This window comes from Streptomyces sp. NPDC045287 (assembly GCF_056432325.1).
In genome coordinates, this window is sequence record NZ_JBWKJG010000004.1 from 178,304 (window position 1) to 196,786 (window position 18,483).

Here is an 18,483-nt window from a genome sequence, read left to right on the forward strand (position 1 = left end):
TCAGTGCCTTCCGTGAAAGGTGTGGGGCTGTCGAATCCGGCTTACTGGAAGACGAAGCCCATGACGATGCCGATGAGGGCGAGCGCCTCACAGAAGGCGAAACCCATGATCTGGTTGGTGCGGATCAGACCGGCCGCCTCGGGCTGGCGGGCGAGGGCCTGGGTGCCGTTACCGAAGATGATGCCGACGCCGACGCCGGGGCCGATGGCGGCGAGGCCGTAACCGACGGCGTTGACGTTGCCGGAGACGGTGTTCTCGGCGGCGAGGGTCTGGAGAACGGACATGCCGGATCTTCCTTCTCTTTCAATGACCCGGTGGGGGTTGGCCACCGGACGACTGCGGTTTCGGGGGACGGGCCTGGCTCAGTGGTGCTCGGCGAGCGCGCCCTGAATGTAGCTGCAGGCCAGGAGCACGAAGACGTACGCCTGGACGGCCTGGATGAAGAGCTCGAAGGCGGTCATCACGATGACCATGACGAACGAGGCGCCGGCGTAGACGATGCCGATGCCGTTCAGCAGGTACCAGCTCGCCAGGGAGAACATCACCAGGAGCATGTGACCGGCGAACATGTTCGCGAAGAGTCGGACCGCGTGCGTGAAGGGCCGGATGATCAGGTTGGAGAGGAACTCCAGGGCCATGACCAGCGGGAGGATGGCGCCGAGGCTCTTGTCGTAGCCGAGGATGTTCTTCCAGCCGCCCGCGAAGCCGTGCTTCTTGAAGGTCAGCCCCACCCAGATCACGTAGACGATCAGCGCGAGCGCCGCCGGGAAGGCGATCAGCGAGGTGACCGGGAACTGGGCGAGCGGAACGATCGACCAGAGGTTCAGGATCCAGACGAAGAAGAAGAGGGACACCATCAGCGGGACGTACTTCTCGCCGTCCTTCTTGCCGATGATCTCGTAGACGATGCCGCGGCGGACGAAGTCGTACCCGGCCTCGCCGACCATCTGGACCTTTCCGGGAACCAGCTTCGGCTTGGCGAACGCGGCCCAGAAGAAGGCGACGATCAGCACGGAGCCGAGGAGCGCCAGCAGCATCGGCTTGGTGAACTCGAAGCCCGCGACCGTGGCGATGGGCTCGTAGATGAACGAGTGGAGGCCCGGTGCCGGGAAGCCGCATCCCTCGATGAAGAGGTGACAGCTCGGGTCGAAGGCAAGCGTCTGGTCAGCACTCACCGCGGGCTCCTTCAGCGTGGCGCATAGGTACGGCAACCTCGTTGTGTCGGCGCGGCACGCAGCCGCGGTTCGGCACTGGACTGGTCTTACGGATAAGGGGGCGGCGGTTCGGCGTCGAGCGTCGCGCTGGGACAGGCGTCAGCTCGGATGGCCACGCCCGCAGTGCCGCAGTTGGCATCGGACGATAGCAGCATCGCGAACCGCTCTTTATCCCGGCCCTACCTCTCACGCCGAGGACCCGCTCTTGGCGGGGTTTCCGCCCTGCCCTGCGGCCGGGTCGACGTAGAGGATCTTGGCCTTCATCCAGCTCCGCGCCTGAGCGGTGATCCACGTGACGGTGGCCGCGAGCAACGTGAAGGCGAAGGCCTTGAAATCGAACAGCGTCGTGTCCTTGAACATGGTCAAGAACAGGAAGAGAAGAAGCAGCTGGGCCACGTAGAGCATCAGCCCCATGGCCTGGAACAGCTGCGGCAGGGACTTGGCCGTGCGCTGGAGCACCACCAGCCCGATCCCCATGAACAGGACGACGACGAGCGTTCCGACGACGCCACCGATGGCACCCTTCCCGCCGGCGACCACCGCGCTCACCGCGGTGCCGACGGCGCCGACGGCAAGCGTGGGTACGGCGGCGGGCAGGACGGTGCGGATGTCGTTGGACGGCATGGCGGCATCTCCGCTTGCTGGTGGGGGCAGTGGTGTCGTCATGGACGAGCGTAGGCCCGGTCCGAGTCAGATCTCGGCGCCAACGGGCCGTCGCACTGCGGCCCTTCGGCACTGTCGCCGGGTCTCGTGAACGGTATCACAAACTATTTGAAGAGGTCTTTACCCGATGGTGTGCCGACTCTCACACATGAGAGTGACCTCGCGCGTGTGTGCACGACAAAGGGCTGCTTTGTCTGGTAGTGCCCCCGGCTGCGCCCCTCGTCAATTCGGCGTTCCGGCCTTCCGTCGTTCGGGGAGGTGAGAACGGGCGCCGATCGCTGTCGCGCCGTTGACCCCCGCCGGGACGCGCGGCCACTCCCCCGGGTCACCGCCCTCCGCCGCCGCCCCCGCGTCCGTCCCGGCACCGGCGCCGACGGCCGTCAGGGCCTCCTCAGCGGCCTGCGGGGCGACCTTCCGGCGCCGGTACCGGGGCGGTACGAACGACTCCGCCCAGCGCGGCGCGCGCGGCCGGAACCGGGGCAGGAGCAGCAGCACCAGCCCCACCGCGCTCAGCGCCACGATCGGCAGCATGATCCACATGGACGCGGAGTGGACCGAGTAGGTCAGCGTGCCGAACGCGATCAGCGCCGACCAGAAGTACATGATCAGCACGGCGCGGCTGTGCGAGTGGCCGATCTCCAGCAGCCGGTGGTGCAGGTGGCCGCGGTCGGCGGCGAACGGCGACTGGCCGTTCCAGGTGCGCCGCACGATCGCCAGGACCAGGTCGGCCATGGGGATCGCGATGATCGTCAGCGGCAGCAGCAGCGGGATGAAGACCGGCAGCGCGGCGTGCGTCGCCCGCCGCGTCGAGCCCTCGAAGATCTTCAGCGCGTCCGGGTCGACCTGCCCCGTGATGGAGATCGCCGACGCGGCGAGCACCAGGCCGATCAACATCGAGCCCGAGTCGCCCATGAAGATCCGCGCCGGGTGCATGTTGTGCGGCAGGAAGCCCAGGCACATGCCCATCAGCACGGCGGCGAACAGCGTGGCCGGGGCGGCCGCCTCGATGCCGTACCCGAACCAGATCCGGTACGCGTACAGGAAGAACGCGGCGGCGGCGAGGCACACCATGCCGGCGGCGAGGCCGTCGAGGCCGTCGACGAAGTTCACGGCGTTGATGGTGAGGACGACCAGCGCGACGGTCAGGAGCGTGCCCTGCCACTGGGTGAGGCCGACCGTGCCGATGCCGGGGATCGGCAGCCACAGGATCGTCAGGCCCTGCATGACCATGACGCCCGCCGCGATCATCTGCCCGCCCAGCTTGATCAGCGCGTCGATCTCGAACTTGTCGTCGAGGACGCCGATCAGCCAGATCAGGGCGGCGCCGGAGAGCAGCGCGCGAGGCTCGTTGGAGAGCGCGAAGACGCTGTTGAGGCGGTCCAGGTGGTCCGCGACGAGCAGGCCCGCGCAGAGCCCGAAGAACATGGCGATGCCGCCGAGCCGGGGCGTCGGCTCGCGGTGCACGTCGCGTGCGCGGATCTCGGGCATCGCGCCGACCGCGATGGCGAACTTCCGCACCGGCCCGGTGAGCAGATAGGTCACCGCGGCCGTGATGCAGAGCGTCAGCAGGTAATCACGCACGGGCTGCCCCACAGGAATCGCTGGCCATCTCAGCCCCACACCCTAGTCGCGCCGCTCCTCCCTGGAGGACACACCGGAGCGGCGCATGGTTGCGCTCAACCGTGCTTCTCCCCCCGATACGGGGGAAAACACCCGGCCAGCGCCCGTGCCTCCGCCCGTACGGAGGCCGTGTCCGCGTCCGCGGCGAGGGCCGCGGCGAACAGCTGCGCGACGCGTTCCATCTCCGCGGCGCCCATGCCCTGCGTGGTCACCGCGGCCGTGCCGAAGCGGATGCCGCGGCCGTCCCCGTACGGCAGGGCGCAGGTGTCCACGACCAGTCCGGCGGCCGTCAGGCGGGCGCGCGCGCCGCGGCCGTCGACGCCGAGCGGGGCCGGGTCGGCGGTGATGAGGTGGGTGTCCGTGCCGCCGGTCGTCACCGCGAAGCCCAGCGCGGCCAGCCGCTCGGCGAGCAGGCGCGCGTTGGCGACGGCCCGGTGGGCGTACTCCCGGAACGCCGGCGTCGCGGCCTCCCCGAAGGCGACGGCCTTGGCGGCCACGGTGTGCATCTGGGCGCCGCCCTGCGTGAACGGGAACACCGCCCGGTCGATCCGCTCCGCCAGCTCCGCCCCGCACAGCACCATGCCGCCGCGCGGCCCCCGCAGCACCTTGTGCGTCGTCGCGCAGACCACGTCCGCGTACGGGACGGGGTTCGGCGCCGCTCCCCCGGCGACCAGGCCGATCGGGTGCGCCGCGTCGACGATCAGGGCCGCCCCGACCTCGTCCGCGATGTCGCGGAACTCGGCGTAGTCGAGGTGCCGGGGGTACGAGATCGAACCGCACACGACCGCCTTCGGCCGGTGCCGGCGTGCCAGGGCGCGCACCTGCTCGTGGTCGACGAGCCCGCTCTCCGCGTCGACGCCGTACGGGACGAAGTCGAACCAGCGCCCCGAGAAGTTCGCCGGCGACCCGTGCGTGAGGTGGCCCCCGTGGGCGAGGCCCATGGCCAGGACGGTGTCCCCGGGGCGCAGCAGCGCCGCGTACGCCGCCAGCACGGCGGAGGAGCCCGAGTGGGCCTGCACGTTCGCGTGCTCGGCGCCGAACAGGGCGCGCGCCCGCTGCACGGCGAGCCGCTCCGCCGCGTCCGCGTACTCGCAGCCGCCGTGGTGGCGGCGGCCCGGGTAGCCCTCGGCGTACTTGTTGGCGAGGCGCGAGCCGAGCGCGGCGAGCACGGCGGGCGACGTGAAGTTCTCCGCGGCGATCAGTTGGAGGCCGTCCTCCTGCCGCTGCGCCTCCCCGTCCAGGACGTCGGCGATCTCGGGGTCCTGCCGGCGCAGCGCGTCGGCGTCCGGCCCGTAGGCGCCGTCCAGCGCCTCCTCGGCTCCAGCGGTGAGCGGCATCAGTGGCTCCAGGCGCTCCAGGCGTGGACGGGTCCCCCCGGTCCCTCCACTGTAGGTCCGGCTCCCGCGGCCCGCCCGTCCGGCGGCTCAGCGGTGTGCGGGGACCCCCGTCAGGGCGGTCACCACCGGCTCCAGGGCCTGGTTGATCTCGTCGCCCACCGAGCGGAAGAACGTGATGGGCGCGCCGTACGGGTCGTTCACCTCGTCCGCCTCCGCGGTCGGCGCCAGCAGCCAGCCCCGCAGCGCGGCCGCCGCCTGCACCAGCGCGTGTGCCCGGGCCACCACGCCGTCGGCCTCCGGGTCGGGCAGCGTCGTCGGGTCTATCGCCCGTACGAGCCGGGTGAACTCCTTCAGGGTGAACGTGCGCAGGCCCGCGCTGTGGCCCATCGAGATGACCTGGGCACGGTGGTCACGGGTGGCCGTGAGCACCAGGTCGGCGCGGACGACGTGCTCGTCGATCAGCTCCCGGCCGACGAACCCGCTCGCGTCCGCGCCGAAGTCCGCGAGGACCGTCTCGGCGTTGGCCTCCATCGGCGCACCCTCGTGCCCCCACGTGCCGGCGCTCTCCACGATCAGGCCGCAGCCCGCCGGGTCGCCGATGCGGTCGCGCAGGGCGTGGCGGGTCAGCCGCTCGGTGATCGGCGAGCGGCAGACGTTGCCGGTGCTGACGTGGAGGATGCGGAACGTGCTCGCCGTGCCTATGCCACGCCCCTCAGGGGTCGTCAACTGGCCACCTCGAGGTCGGGTACGACCTTGCGCAGCTCGTCCGCGGAGAGCGCGCCCGCGCGCAGCAGCACCGGCACGTCACGGGTGACGTCGACGATCGACGACGGCACGATGCCCGGTGTCGGGCCGCCGTCCAGGTACACCGACACGGAGTCGCCGAGCATGCCCTGGGCGGCGTCGCAGTCCTCCGGCGCCGGGTGTCCCGTCAGGTTGGCGGACGACACCGCCATCGGGCCGACGTCGGTGAGCAGCTCGATCGCCACGGGGTGCAGCGGCATGCGGATCGCGACGGTGCCGCGGGTGTCGCCCAGGTCCCACTGGAGGGACGGCTGGTGCCTGGCGACGAGCGTGAGCGCGCCCGGCCAGAACGCGTCGACGAGCTCCCACGCCTGCTCGGAGAAGTCCGTGACCAGGCCGTGCAGGGTGTTCGGCGACCCGATGAGGACGGGCGTGGGCATGTTCCGGCCGCGGCCCTTGGCCTCCAGCAGGTCGGCGACGGCCTCCGGGCTGAAGGCGTCCGCGCCGATGCCGTAGACGGTGTCCGTCGGCAGCACGACGAGCTCGCCGCGGCGGACGGCGGACGCGGCCTCGCGCAGGCCCGTCGAGCGGTCGGTCGCGTCGTTGCAGTCGTATCGCCGTGCCATCAGCGGGCCCTCCAAATTTCGGTCACTCGGTTCACCTCCGGGGCGCTCAAGGCCCCGCCGACGGCCGACCGTGCCCGGTCGCCCGTCCCTCGCGCCCCGCGCGTGTCCCCGGACGGGGTCCGGGGGCGCGTCCGCTCCCCCGCGGCGGCGCCGCGCCCCTCCGGTCCACCCGTCGCGGGCGCCTCGCGGCGGCCCCGCGGGGCGCCGCACGTCTTCGGTTCCGTCGTCGGCACCGGCACCGGCGTCATGGCGTCGCCTTGCGCGCCGACGCGAAGCGGGGCCGGTTGTTCAGGTCGGGGTGGTCGGCGGCGTCCGTCCAGCCGGCCTCCTCGTTGAAGATCCACGGCACCTGGCCGCCCTGCGTGTCGGCGTGCTCGACGACGACGAGGCCACCGGGGCGGAGCAGCCGGTGCGCGGTGCGCTCGATGCCGCGGATCACGTCGAGGCCGTCCTCGCCGGAGAACAGCGCCATCTCGGGATCGTGGTCACGGGCCTCGGGCGCCACGTACTCCCACTCGGTGAGCGGGATGTACGGCGGGTTGGAGATGACCAGGTCGACCTGGCCGTCCAGCTCCGGGAGGGCCGTCAGGGCGTCGCCGTGGTGGACGGTGACCCTGGACCCCTCGGCGTTGCGCCGGGTCCACACGAGGGCGTCCTCGGACAGCTCCACGGCGTGCACGCGGGAGCGCGGCACCTCCTGGGCCATGGCGAGGGCGATCGCGCCGGAGCCGGAGCACAGGTCGACGATCAGCGGCTCGACGACGTCCATGGCCCGTACGGCGTCTATGGCCCATCCGACGACCGACTCCGTCTCCGGGCGCGGCACGAAGACGCCGGGGCCCACCTGGAGCTCCAGGTAGCGGAAGAACGCCCGGCCGGTGATGTGCTGGAGCGGCTCGCGGGCCTCGCGGCGCGCCACGGCCTCCCAGTAGCGGGCGTCGAAGTCGGCGTCCTCGACGCGGTGCAGCTCGCCGCGCTTGACGCCGTGGACGAACGCGGCGAGCTCCTCCGCGTCGAAGCGCGGTGACGGCACACCGGCGTCGGCCAGGCGCTGGGTGGCCTGGGCGACCTCCGACAGCAGCAGGCTGCGGGGGCTCGGGGTCCTCCCCCCGAAATTCTGCTGCACGCTGGTCCTCCGGGCTGCTGGGTCGTACGAGGGCGGGGTTACGGGGACGGGCTCACGCGGCGGAGAGCTTCGCGGCCGCGTCGGCGTCGACGCACGCCTGGATCACGGCGTCCAGGTCCCCGTCGAGCACCTGGTCCAGGTTGTAGGCCTTGAAGCCGACGCGGTGGTCCGAGATGCGGTTCTCGGGGTAGTTGTACGTGCGGATCTTCTCCGACCGGTCGACCGTGCGGACCTGGCTGCGGCGGGCGTCCGCGGCGTTGCGCTCGGCCTCCTCCTGGGCCTTCGCGAGCAGCCGGGAACGGAGGATGCGCAGGGCCTGCTCCTTGTTCTGGAGCTGGCTCTTCTCGTTCTGGCAGGAGGCGACGACGCCGGTCGGCAGGTGCGTGATGCGGACGGCCGAGTCGGTGGTGTTGACGGACTGGCCGCCGGGGCCGGAGGACCGGTAGACGTCGATCCGCAGGTCGTTGGGGTTGATCTCCACCTCGACCTCCTCGGCCTCGGGCGTGACGAGGACGCCGGCGGCGGAGGTGTGGATGCGGCCCTGCGACTCGGTGGCGGGCACGCGCTGCACGCGGTGCACCCCGCCCTCGTACTTCAGCCGCGCCCAGACGCCCTGGCCGGGCTCGGTCGCGCCGTTGCCGCCCTTGGTCTTCACGGCGACCTGGACGTCCTTGTACCCGCCCAGCTCGGACTCGGTGGCGTCGATGATCTCGGTCTTCCAGCCGACGCGCTCGGCGTACCGCAGGTACATCCGCAGGAGGTCGCCGGCGAAGAGGGCGGACTCGTCGCCGCCCGCGCCCGCCTTGATCTCCAGGATGACGTCCTTGTCGTCGCTCGGGTCGCGCGGGACGAGCAGCAGCCGCAGCCTGTCGGTGAGCTCCTCGCGCCGCTTCTCCAGCTCCTTGACCTCGGCGATGAAGTCGGGGTCGTCGGCGGCGAACTCGCGGGCGGTCTCGATGTCGTCACCGGTCTGCTTCCAGGAGCGGTACGCGGCGACGATCGGGGTCAGCTCGGCGTAGCGCTTGTTGAGCTTGCGCGCGTTGGCCTGGTCGGCGTGGACCGAAGGGTCGGCGAGCTTCTTCTCGAGGTCGGCGTGCTCGCCGACCAGTTCCTCGACCGCCTCGAACATCGGGGGCTCCTGGAGTGGGTGTGCGAAAGGGGCTGCGGGCGACGGCGTGGTCGGGGGCGACCCGGACCCCGACCAAAAAGCCGGCCCCGGCCGTCCGAGGGACGGCCGGAGACCGGCGATACGGCTCGCTACTTCTTGGAGCCGGCAGCCTTGCCGAAGCGGGCCTCGAAGCGGGCCACACGGCCACCGGTGTCGAGGATCTTCTGCTTGCCCGTGTAGAACGGGTGGCACTCGGAGCAGACCTCGGCACGGATGGTGCCGCCCTCGATCGTGCTACGGGTGGTGAACGACGCGCCGCAGGTGCAGCTGACCTGGGTCTCGACGTACTCGGGGTGGATGTCGCGCTTCAAGGTGTCTCCTAGTTTCGGGAGGGCTCCGGGTCGCCCCCGCGGGATGCGGATGCGTGAACCGGGGCCGACGTACCAGTCTGCCAGGACCGGCCGTATCTCCCAAAACCGGGGTGGGGCCGCGGGTATTCCCCGCCCTCAGCGGACGACGCCGCCGGCCTTTCCGGTGGCGGTGCCGCGGGTGGCGGAGGCCGGGACGGGCAGGTCCTGGCGCAGGGCCTGCCACACCTGCTGGGCCTGGACGTCGAGGGGGACGACGCGGTTGGGGTCGGTCGCGTCGTACCGGACCGGCATCGTGATCATGTGGATGTCGTCGGCGCCGAGGCCGGACAGGCCGCCGGCGAGGTCGGCGAGCTCCTTGACGCCGTCCAGCCCGGAGTCCGGGGTGATCGCCCGGGTGGCGGTGTCGGCGAGGCCCCAGAGCTTCTGCGGGCTGGTGAGGACGCCGACCCGCTCGACCTGGTCGATGAGGGCCTTGACGAAGGACTGCTGGAGCTGGATGCGGCCCAGGTCGCTCTGGTCGCCGACGCCCTTGCGGGTGCGGACGAGGCCGAGGGCCTGCTCACCGTCGAGGGTGTGGGTGCCGGCGGCGAGGTCGAGGTGGCTGCTCGCGTCCTCGATGGCCCGCGTGGTGGTGATCCGGACGCCGCCCAGCTCGTCGATGAGCTCCTTGAAGCCGGTGAAGTCGACCTCGATGTAGTGGTCCATGCGGATGCCGGACATCTGCTCGACGGTCTTCACGGCGCAGGCGGGGCCGCCGACCTCGTACGCGGTGTTGAACATGACCCGGTACGCGGCGGGCTCGCTGCCGCCGTCGCGGCGGGCGCACTCGGGGCGGGTGATCAGCGTGTCGCGCGGGATGGACACGACGCTGGCCTTCTCGCGGCCCTCGTGGACGTGGACGACCATCGCGGTGTCGGAGCGGGCGGCGCCCTCGTCGCGGCCGTACGCGCCGTTGGCGCCGGAGCGGGAGTCGGAGCCCAGGACGAGGATGTCGAGGGAGCCGTCGTCGGCGTTCCGCGGGCGGTCGTCGCCGAGCTGGGCGTCGATGTCGACGCTCTCGATGTTGGCGTCGAGCCTCATGTACGCGAACCCGGCGCCGCCCCCGGCCAGGACGGCCAGGGCCGCCACCGCCCAGGCGGCGGCGACCAGGCCGCGTCGGGCGACCGCCGGCTTCCCCCCGCGGCCCCCGGCGGCGGATATGCCGCCCTTGTCCTGCTCGCCCATGGTCTCCTCGATCCCGTCGGCCCGCGTACGCTCCGGATGCCCCCGTCGGTACCCGATCAGACGGCGGACCGCGGGAAAGGGTTGCACGGGTTTCCGCACGGTCCCGGGAACGGCCCGTGCCCGCCGTGCGGGGCACGGCGGGCACGGGGTGGTTCCGCGGAACGCGTACGGATCGCGTCCGGGTCCCGGCGCGGGGCCGGGACCCGTCGGGCGGCGGGCGTCGCGCGGCGGGCTGCCGCACGACCCCGCCTCGCGACTAGCTGATGATGTCGTACGAGTTCCAGCCGCTGCCGATCGTGTACCGCGACTTGAACGGCACGGTGGGCGAGTTGCGGCTCGGGTAGAGGTGCAGCGCGCCGGCCTTGTCGCGGACGACCAGGTCGGCGGCGCCGTCACCGGTCACGTCGCCGGGGGCGACGTAGGCGGTGAAGTTCCAGCCGGTGCCGACCTGCACCCGCTGGTTGCTGAACGGGGCGTTGGCCACGCCGCGGCCCAGGTACATCCACAGCCGCGCGGAGGTGTCGCGGACCAGCATGTCGGCCTTGCCGTCGCCGCTGTAGTCGCCGTTGCCGACGACCACGTAGCTCGCCCAGCCGGAGCCGCCCTTGAGGCGGGTGCCCCAGGTGCCGTTGCCCTTGCCGGGGTAGGTCCACAGGATGCCCGCGTAGTCCACGGTGAGCATGTCGGCCAGGCCGTCACCCGTGACGTCGCCCGGGAAGGTGATGGACTTCACCTTGCTCCAGCCGGTGCCGATGCGGGTGTCGACCCCCTCGAACATCCCCTCGGACGCCCGGAACTCGATCCGGTTCCAGCGCAGGTCGCCGTTGGACGTGCGGTACACGATGTCCTGGGTGGAGTCCCGGTCCAGGTCGGTCTGGCGCACCAGGTTGATGCCGCTGAAGTTGTCCCTGAACCGGGGCGAGCCGAGGCTCGTGCCGCGCGACGGGAAGACGAAGCCGTTGGCGTTGTCCTTGCGACGGGCGAACAGGTCGGCCTTGTTGTCGTCCGTGAGATTGGCGTCCGCGACGATCTGGTTGACCTTGCCCGCGTACGTGGAGACCTTCGCGAAGACGCTGTGGGCGCCCTTCTCGATGCAGTCGACCACGCCCCACGAGACGACACCGGCGATCCGGCCGTTCACGATCAGCGGACCGCCGGAGTCGCCGTTGCACGGGCTGATCGTGGTCGCGTCCGTGCCGCCGGCGGGCTTGCCGGCGCAGAACATCTCGCCGGCGACGAAGTACTCGGCACCGGCCGGGAAGCTGGTGCACTTCGCGTCGCCCTGGATCGGCACGCTGGCCTTCTTCAGGTACTGCGAGATGTCCGAGCCGGGGGTGCCGCTGGTGCGCCCCCAGCCGTAGACGGTGCCCGTCGTGCCCGGCGCGTACGACGCCGTGTCGGATGACGTGACCGTCTGCAGGGTCTTGACCCGGAGCGGACGGTCCAGCGTCAGGACGGCGATGTCGTTGCGGACGTCGCCGTCGTACGACGGGTGGACCCACTGCCGGCTCACGCGGGCCGCCTGGCCTCCGTGGGTGACGAGATCGCCCTTCTCGTCCAGCTCCGCCAGCGTCGTGGCACCGGCGACGACGAAACCGTACTCGGTCCAGTCGGCGCCGTCGACGCAGTGCGCCGCGGTGAGGACCTTGGCCGGGGCGATGAGGGCACCGCCGCAGAAGAATCCCTCACCGGTGACCGGGTCGGTGCCGTAGAGCTGCGTCATCCACGGCGCTTCCCCGAAGGGGGCGTTGACACCGCCGATGATCTTCGGGTCCGCCTTCGGCGCGGACGCCGCGTCACCGGACCGCATCGCGTTGGGCCGGTCCGCGCTGCCGGACTTCGCCTCAGCCTCGAAGAAGGCGCGGGCCTTGGCGGAGAGTTCGGCCTCCGAGGCGACGTCCGGGGTCTGCCGCGTTTCGGACAGCTGCGGTCCGTCGGTCGCGGACGCGGGGGACGCGGCCAGTGTGGCGCCCCCCACCGCGAGCGCGGCGAGGACCGCGGGGAGGACGATTCGGGTCCTCTGCCGAGGAGATGACACTCATACCCCCTGTTGATGGGACGCGCGACGGCATCGGAAGCCGTGGCGCGCTGCAGAAACACACAAGGGAGAGAAGAAGAGTCAGGCCGTTGTCATGAGCGGGCAGCACGAAGAGCGCCTCGCGGCACACGGCAGGCACGCGAACGCGTGTTCCCCCCCACCTTGGTCCGCTGATACTACAAGGCAGAAGTCCGCCCCGTCACTCGGGTGACGGGGCGGACTTCTGTGGCGGTGCCTACGGCGGACGACGTCAGTCGTTGCCGTTTCCGGACGACGGCGTCGTCTTCTGGATCTGGAGCAGGAACTCGGCGTTCGACTTGGTCTGCTTCATCTTGTCGAGCAGCAGCTCGATCGCCTGCTGCTGGTCGAGAGCGTGCAGCACCCGGCGCAGCTTCCAGACGATGGCGAGCTCCTCGCCGCCGAGCAGGATCTCCTCCTTGCGGGTGCCGGACGCGTCGACGTCCACCGCGGGGAAGATGCGCTTGTCGGCGAGCTTCCGGTCGAGCTTGAGCTCCATGTTGCCGGTGCCCTTGAACTCCTCGAAGATCACCTCGTCCATGCGCGAGCCGGTGTCGACCAGCGCGGTGGCGAGGATGGTCAGCGAGCCGCCGTCCTCGATGTTCCGCGCGGCACCGAAGAAGCGCTTCGGCGGGTACAGCGCGGTCGAGTCGACACCACCGGACAGGATGCGGCCGGAGGCGGGCGCCGCGAGGTTGTACGCGCGGCCCAGACGGGTGATCGAGTCGAGCAGGACGACCACGTCGTGACCCAGCTCCACGAGGCGCTTGGCGCGCTCGATGGCCAGCTCGGCGACGGTGGTGTGGTCCTCTGCGGGGCGGTCGAAGGTCGAGGAGATGACCTCGCCCTTCACCGACCGCTGCATGTCGGTGACCTCTTCCGGACGCTCGTCGACGAGGACGACCATCAGGTGGCACTCGGGGTTGTTGTGGGTGATCGCGTTGGCGATCGCCTGCATGATCATGGTCTTGCCGGTCTTCGGCGGGGCCACGATCAGACCGCGCTGGCCCTTGCCGATCGGCGACACGAGGTCGATGATGCGGGTGGTCAGCACGCCCGGGTCGGTCTCCAGGCGGAGCCGGTCCTGCGGGTAGAGCGGGGTCAGCTTGTTGAACTCGGGACGGCCCCGGCCGGAGTCGGCGGCCATGCCGTTGGCCGAGTCGAGGCGGACCAGCGCGTTGAACTTCTCGCGGCGCTCGCCCTCCTTCGGCTGGCGCACGGCGCCCGTGAGGTGGTCGCCCTTGCGCAGGCCGTACTTGCGGACCTGGGCGAGCGACACGTACACGTCGTTCGGGCCGGGCAGGTAGCCCGAGGTCCGGATGAACGCGTAGTTGTCGAGGATGTCCAGGATGCCCGCGACGGGGATCAGGACGTCGTCCTCGGAGAGCTGCGGCTCACCGGCGAAGTCCTCGCGGCCACGACGCCCGCGGCGGTCGCGGTAGCGTCCGCGGCGACCGCGGCGACCGCCCGCCTCGTCGTCGTAGCCGTCGTCCTGCGGTCCGGCCTGGCCCTGCGGCGCGCCCTGGCGCTGCTGGCGCTGGCCGCCGCCCTGCTGGTCGTCGCCCTTGCCGCGGTCGCGGCGGTCCCGCTGGCGGTCGCCCCGCTCACCGCGCTCGCCCCGCTCACCGCGGTCACGGCGGTCGCGGCGGTCGCGGCGGCCGGCTTCGGCGGTGTCGGCGGCGGACTCGGCCGTACGGGCCTCCTGGCCCTCGGGACGGGTCTCCGTGCGGACGTCGGTACGGGCCTCGGCGCGGCCCTCGGCCTCGGCGGCGGGGCTGCCGGCCGGCGCGGTGGCGCGGCGCCGGCGGCGCTCGCCGCCGGCCTCGTCGCCCTGCTCCAGCGACGTGGCGAGCTTCGGCGACGGCTGGCCGGGGATCTCGATCTGCTGCTGGGCGACGACCTTCTCGCCCCGGGCGGGCGCGTCGCCCTTGTCGGCCTTCTCCGCCTTCGCGGAACCGGCGCCGGCCGCCTCGGCCGTGTCCCCGGCCTTGCCGCCGGTCTCCTCGCCCGTACGGGTGCGGGAGGTGGTGCGGCGCTTGGGCTTGGCCTCGGCGGCACCGGACTCGGCGCCCTTCGGCGCGGCCGCGCCGTTGCCCGCCTGTGCTTCCTTGATGACCTCGATCAGCTGGCTCTTGCGCATGCGCGCGGTGCCCCTGATGCCGAGGCCGGACGCGACCTGCTGCAGCTCGGCCAGGACCATGCCCTCGAGGCCGGTGCCGGAGCGGCGGCGCCGTGAGGTGGTGCCAGTGGCAGCACCTGCGGCGGGCGCGGTCGTGTCGACAGTCTTGTCGGCAGTCACGCCCATCAGATCGGTGGTGTCGCTCACGAAGGGTCCTTCCCTGGAGCGGACGTCGGCCTTCTGGCTCGGCGACCGGTTGTGCTGTCCGGCCTCGGCCCTGATGTGGGGACCGTGCCGGGGCGGTGGTTCCGCCGGGATACGGCGGCAGAAGAAATAACGTGCGTGGGTCCGGCCCGAGGCCCCTGCTCGGCCCTCTCCTGGGAGAAGCGAGGGGGGACGCGCGCCGGTTCCGGAGCGTGCTCGAAACTGCTCAGGCAGGCTGCTCAGGCAGTTGGGGAGGCTCCCGGAAGAAGGGTGGTCCCTGCTGGGGACACGCAGCACCGCGCCACAAAGACGTCGGGTGCAGACTTGAGGTTAACACTACCGGCTCCAACAAACATTCCCCCTCTCACACACCGGCAATCCGTGTATCCGGCGATCCTCGCCGCGGCGGGTCCCGCCCGGCGGGGCTACGGCGCGAGCGGCAGCACGCTCGCACCGGCGGAGTCGAGGGCGAGCCGGTTGGCCGCCCAGCCCTCTCCCGCCAGCAGCGCGACCTTGTCCGCCGCGCCGTCCTCGGCCAGCGCGAGCACCGTGGGGCCCGCGCCGGAGATGACCGCGGGGATGCCGTCCGCCCGCAGCCGGTTCACAAGGGCGATGCTCTCCGGCATCGCGGGGGCCCGGTACTCCTGGTGGAGCCGGTCCTCGGTGGCGGCCAGCAGCAGCTCGGGGCGCCTGGTCAGGGCCTCGACGAGCAGCGCGGCGCGGCCGGCGTTGGCGGCGGCGTCCACATGGGGGACGGCGCGGGGCAGCAGGCCGCGGGCCGTCTCGGTGAGGACCGGGCTCGCGGGGACGAAAACCACCGGAACGATGGAATCCTCGGGGTCCATCCTGATGGCGCGGGCCGCTCCGCCCTCGGTCCACGCCACGGTGAAGCCGCCGAGCAGGCAGGCGGCGACGTTGTCGGGGTGGCCCTCGATCTCGGTGGCGAGCTCCAGCAGCGCGGCGTCGTCGAGCCGGCTGTCGCCGCCTATGGTCACGGCGCGGGCGGCGACGATGCCCGCGCAGATGGCGGCGGAGGAGGAGCCGAGGCCGCGGCCGTGCGGGATGCGGTTGGCGCAGACGACCTCGAGACCGCGGGGCTGCCCGCCGAGCAGGTCGAACGCGGTGCGCAGGGAGCGTACGAGGAGGTGGCTCTCGTCGCGCGGGAGCGTGTCGGCGCCCTCCCCGGCGATGTCGACGTGCAGCCCGGAGTCGGCGACCCGGACGACGACGTCGTCGTACAGCCCCAGCGCGAGGCCGAGGGCGTCGAAGCCCGGGCCGAGGTTGGCGCTGGTGGCGGGGACGCGCACCCGTACGGCGGCGGCGCGGAACGCGGGACCGGCCATCGCTCGTTGACTCTCCTTGATCTGGACCTGCGGGGGTGACCTGCGGGGTGGGGATGGGCGGGGGACTGCGAGGGCTTCCATCAGAACGTACGGGGACCCGGGGCCGTTTCGGCGGTCACCAACGGCGTCGTCACCCGCGGCATATGCGGCGGGGTGGGTTCGGTACAGCCTATCGAAGGAAGGTTCTGCCGCGACATAGGGCGCACGGGAGGCGCACGATGCGTGTCGCGAGCCTGTCCGTGCTCCTCGGCGGCGGGGGTGCCGTCCCGCGGGCCCGGCCGGACGGCCGGGCCCGCGGGCGGGCGGCGCCGGAGGGATCAGGCCAGGCCGAGGCGCTCGGCCGCGGCGACGGCGTCGACCGGGACGGTGACGGGCTGCGGGGCCCCGGCGACCGCCCAGTCGGGGTCCTTGAGGCCGTTGCCGGTGACCGTGCAGACGATGGTCTGACCCGGGTCCACCTTGCCGTGCTCGGCGGCCTTCAGCAGGCCGGCGACGGACGCGGCGGACGCGGGCTCGACGAAGACGCCCTCCTGCGCGGCCAACAGGCGGTAGGCGCGCAGGATCTCACGGTCCGTCACCTCGTCGATGAAGCCGCCGGACTCGTCGCGGGCGGCGAGCGCGTACTGCCAGGAGGCCGGGTTGCCGATGCGGATCGCGGTGGCGATGGTCGACGGGTCCTTGACGACCTCGCCGCGCACGATCGGCGCGGAACCGGACGCCTGGAAGCCCCACATGCGCGGGGTGCGCGAGGCGACCCCGTCCCCCGCGTACTCGGTGTACCCCTTCCAGTACGCGGTGATGTTGCCGGCGTTGCCGACGGGCAGCACGTGGATGTCGGGGGCGTCGCCGAGCATGTCGACGATCTCGAACGCGGCGGTCTTCTGGCCCTCGATGCGCACCGGGTTGACGGAGTTGACGAGCGCGACCGGGTAGTTGTCGGAGAGCGCGCGGGCCAGCGTCAGACAGTCGTCGAAGTTGCCGTCGACCTGGAGGATCTTCGCGCCGTGGACCAGCGCCTGGCCCATCTTGCCGAGGGCGATCTTGCCCCGCGGGACGAGGACGGCACAGACCATGCCGGCGCGCACCGCGTAGGCGGCGGCGGAGGCCGAGGTGTTGCCGGTGGAGGCGCAGATGACCGCCTTGGCGCCCTCCTCCTTGGCCCGCGTGATCGCCATGGTCATGCCGCGGTCCTTGAACGACCCGGTGGGGTTGGCGCCCTCGACCTTCAGGTGCACCTCGCACCCGGTGCGCTCGGAGAGGACCTGCGCCGGGACGAGCGGCGTACCACCCTCACGGAGCGTGACGACCGGCGTCTTGTCCGTCACCGGGAGGCGGTCCCGGTACTCCTCGATGATGCCGCGCCACTGGTGGGTGCCCTTGCTGGTCATGGGTCCTCTACTCCCCTTCAACACGCATGATGCTGGCGACACCGCGCACGGTGTCGAGCTTGCGCAGCGCCGCGACCGTCCCGCTGAGGGCGGCGTCGGGCGCGCGGTGGGTGACGACGACGAGGCTCGCCTCCCCGTCCTTGCCCTGCTGGCGGACGGTGTCGATCGACACGCCGTGCTCGGCGAAGACCGCCGCCACCTGGGCGAGCACGCCCGGCTTGTCGGCCACGTCGAGACTGATGTGGTACCGCGTGACGACCTCGCCCATGGAGCTCACGGGCAGTTGGGTGTACGCGGAGTCGCCGGGGCCCGTCGCGTCGTTGAGGCGGTTGCGGCAGACGGCGACCAGGTCGCCGAGTACGGCGGACGCGGTCGGCGAACCGCCGGCGCCCGGACCGTAGAACATGAGCTGCCCGGCCGCCTCGGACTCGACGAACACGGCGTTGTAGGCGCCGCGCACGGAGGCCAGGGGGTGGCTGAGCGGGATCATCGCGGGGTGCACGCGCGCGGTGACGGACCCGCCGTCGGCGGCCCGCTCGCAGATGGCGAGCAGCTTGATGGTGCACCCCATGCGTTTGGCGGAGGCGAAGTCGGCGGCGGTGACCTCGGTCATCCCCTCGCGGTACACGTCGTCGAGGCGCACGCGCGTGTGGAAGGCGATGCCGGCGAGGATGGCGGCCTTCGCGGCGGCGTCGAAGCCCTCCACGTCGGCGGTCGGGTCGGCCTCCGCGTACCCGAGGGCGGTGGCCTCGTCGAGCGCCTCGGAGTAGCCGGCGCCGGACGTGTCCATCTTGTCGAGGATGAAGTTCGTCGTGCCGTTGACGATGCCGAGGACGCGGTTGACCTTGTCGCCGGCGAGGGACTCGCGCAGGGGCCGGATGAGCGGGATCGCGCCCGCGACGGCGGCCTCGTAGTAGAGGTCCCGGCCGTGCTCCTCGGCGGCGGCGTGCAGCGCGGCGCCGTCCTGGGCGAGGAGCGCCTTGTTGGCGGAGACGACGGACGCGCCGTGCTCGAACGCGGTGGTGATCAGCGTGCGGGCGGGCTCGACCCCTCCGATGACCTCGACGACCACGTCGATGTCGCCACGTTTGACGAGGGCCGTGGCGTCGGTGGTGATCAGCTCGGGGTCGATGCCCTCGCGGACCTTGGAGGGCCGGCGGACGGCGACGCCGGCGAGCTCGACCGGGGCGCCGATGCGCGCGGCGAGGTCGGCGGCGTGCGTCGTCATGATGCGCGCCACCTCTGAGCCGACCACTCCACAGCCCAGCAGCGCCACCTTCAGCGGACGCGTACGCATCATCCGACCTCGTTTCCTGTCCTTCTGCGCATTTCTACAGTGG

At 71.9% G+C, this 18,483-nt stretch carries 16 protein-coding genes; all 16 read right to left on the reverse strand.

Going from position 1 to position 18,483, the window contains the following annotated elements; all coding sequences use genetic code 11:
* Nucleotides 1-41: 41 nt before the first annotated feature.
* Complete coding sequence (gene atpE, locus AC07D6_RS09070) at nt 42-284, reverse strand: ATP synthase F0 subunit C (protein WP_023586533.1); 243 nt, start codon at nt 282-284, stop codon at nt 42-44.
* Between the two features lie 78 nt (nt 285-362).
* Entirely contained in the window at nt 363-1,175 is an 813-nt protein-coding gene (gene atpB, locus AC07D6_RS09075; protein WP_315875618.1) for a F0F1 ATP synthase subunit A, read from the reverse strand.
* A 225-nt stretch (nt 1,176-1,400) separates the two neighbouring features.
* Entirely contained in the window at nt 1,401-1,838 is a 438-nt protein-coding gene (locus AC07D6_RS09080) for a Cg1360 family ATP-synthase-associated protein (RefSeq protein WP_315875619.1), read from the reverse strand.
* 261 nt (nt 1,839-2,099) lie between these two features.
* Complete coding sequence (locus AC07D6_RS09085) at nt 2,100-3,458, reverse strand: MraY family glycosyltransferase (protein WP_479043088.1); 1,359 nt, start codon at nt 3,456-3,458, stop codon at nt 2,100-2,102.
* A gap of 95 nt (nt 3,459-3,553) precedes the next feature.
* Nucleotides 3,554-4,834, reverse strand: a complete 1,281-nt coding sequence (locus AC07D6_RS09090; protein ID WP_479043089.1) for a serine hydroxymethyltransferase — start codon at nt 4,832-4,834, stop codon at nt 3,554-3,556.
* A gap of 87 nt (nt 4,835-4,921) precedes the next feature.
* A complete protein-coding gene (locus tag AC07D6_RS09095) occupies nt 4,922-5,560 on the reverse strand; it encodes an arsenate reductase/protein-tyrosine-phosphatase family protein (protein ID WP_315875622.1) in 639 nt (212 codons plus the stop codon).
* Nucleotides 5,557-6,204, reverse strand: coding sequence for an L-threonylcarbamoyladenylate synthase (locus tag AC07D6_RS09100; protein WP_315875623.1), 648 nt, complete (start codon nt 6,202-6,204; stop codon nt 5,557-5,559). Before AC07D6_RS09100 ends, AC07D6_RS09095 begins: the two co-directional genes overlap by 4 nt.
* A gap of 244 nt (nt 6,205-6,448) precedes the next feature.
* Nucleotides 6,449-7,330, reverse strand: a complete 882-nt coding sequence (prmC, locus tag AC07D6_RS09105) for a peptide chain release factor N(5)-glutamine methyltransferase (RefSeq protein ID WP_315875624.1) — start codon at nt 7,328-7,330, stop codon at nt 6,449-6,451.
* Between the two features lie 52 nt (nt 7,331-7,382).
* A complete protein-coding gene (prfA, locus tag AC07D6_RS09110; protein WP_315875625.1) occupies nt 7,383-8,459 on the reverse strand; it encodes a peptide chain release factor 1 in 1,077 nt (358 codons plus the stop codon).
* A 128-nt stretch (nt 8,460-8,587) separates the two neighbouring features.
* Complete coding sequence (rpmE, locus tag AC07D6_RS09115; protein WP_023586542.1) at nt 8,588-8,809, reverse strand: 50S ribosomal protein L31; 222 nt, start codon at nt 8,807-8,809, stop codon at nt 8,588-8,590.
* A gap of 135 nt (nt 8,810-8,944) precedes the next feature.
* A complete protein-coding gene (locus tag AC07D6_RS09120) occupies nt 8,945-10,033 on the reverse strand; it encodes an LCP family protein (RefSeq protein ID WP_479043091.1) in 1,089 nt (362 codons plus the stop codon).
* Nucleotides 10,034-10,289: 256 nt separating this feature from the next.
* Nucleotides 10,290-12,071 (reverse strand): trypsin-like serine protease, encoded by a 1,782-nt coding sequence (locus AC07D6_RS09125; protein ID WP_479043092.1) that lies wholly within the window; start codon nt 12,069-12,071, stop codon nt 10,290-10,292.
* A 250-nt stretch (nt 12,072-12,321) separates the two neighbouring features.
* The gene (rho, locus tag AC07D6_RS09130) at nt 12,322-14,415 is read right to left on the reverse strand and encodes a transcription termination factor Rho (protein WP_479043093.1); all 2,094 of its coding nucleotides are present in this window, start codon (nt 14,413-14,415) and stop codon (nt 12,322-12,324) included.
* Between the two features lie 422 nt (nt 14,416-14,837).
* Nucleotides 14,838-15,755 carry a homoserine kinase gene (thrB, locus tag AC07D6_RS09135; RefSeq protein ID WP_315875629.1) on the reverse strand — a complete coding sequence of 306 codons (918 nt, stop codon included), beginning with the start codon at nt 15,753-15,755 and terminating at the stop codon, nt 14,838-14,840.
* Between the two features lie 317 nt (nt 15,756-16,072).
* Nucleotides 16,073-17,143 carry a threonine synthase gene (gene thrC, locus AC07D6_RS09140; protein ID WP_315875630.1) on the reverse strand — a complete coding sequence of 357 codons (1,071 nt, stop codon included), beginning with the start codon at nt 17,141-17,143 and terminating at the stop codon, nt 16,073-16,075.
* A 7-nt stretch (nt 17,144-17,150) separates the two neighbouring features.
* Nucleotides 17,151-18,443, reverse strand: a complete 1,293-nt coding sequence (locus AC07D6_RS09145) for a homoserine dehydrogenase (protein ID WP_315875631.1) — start codon at nt 18,441-18,443, stop codon at nt 17,151-17,153.
* Nucleotides 18,444-18,483: the final 40 nt, after the last annotated feature.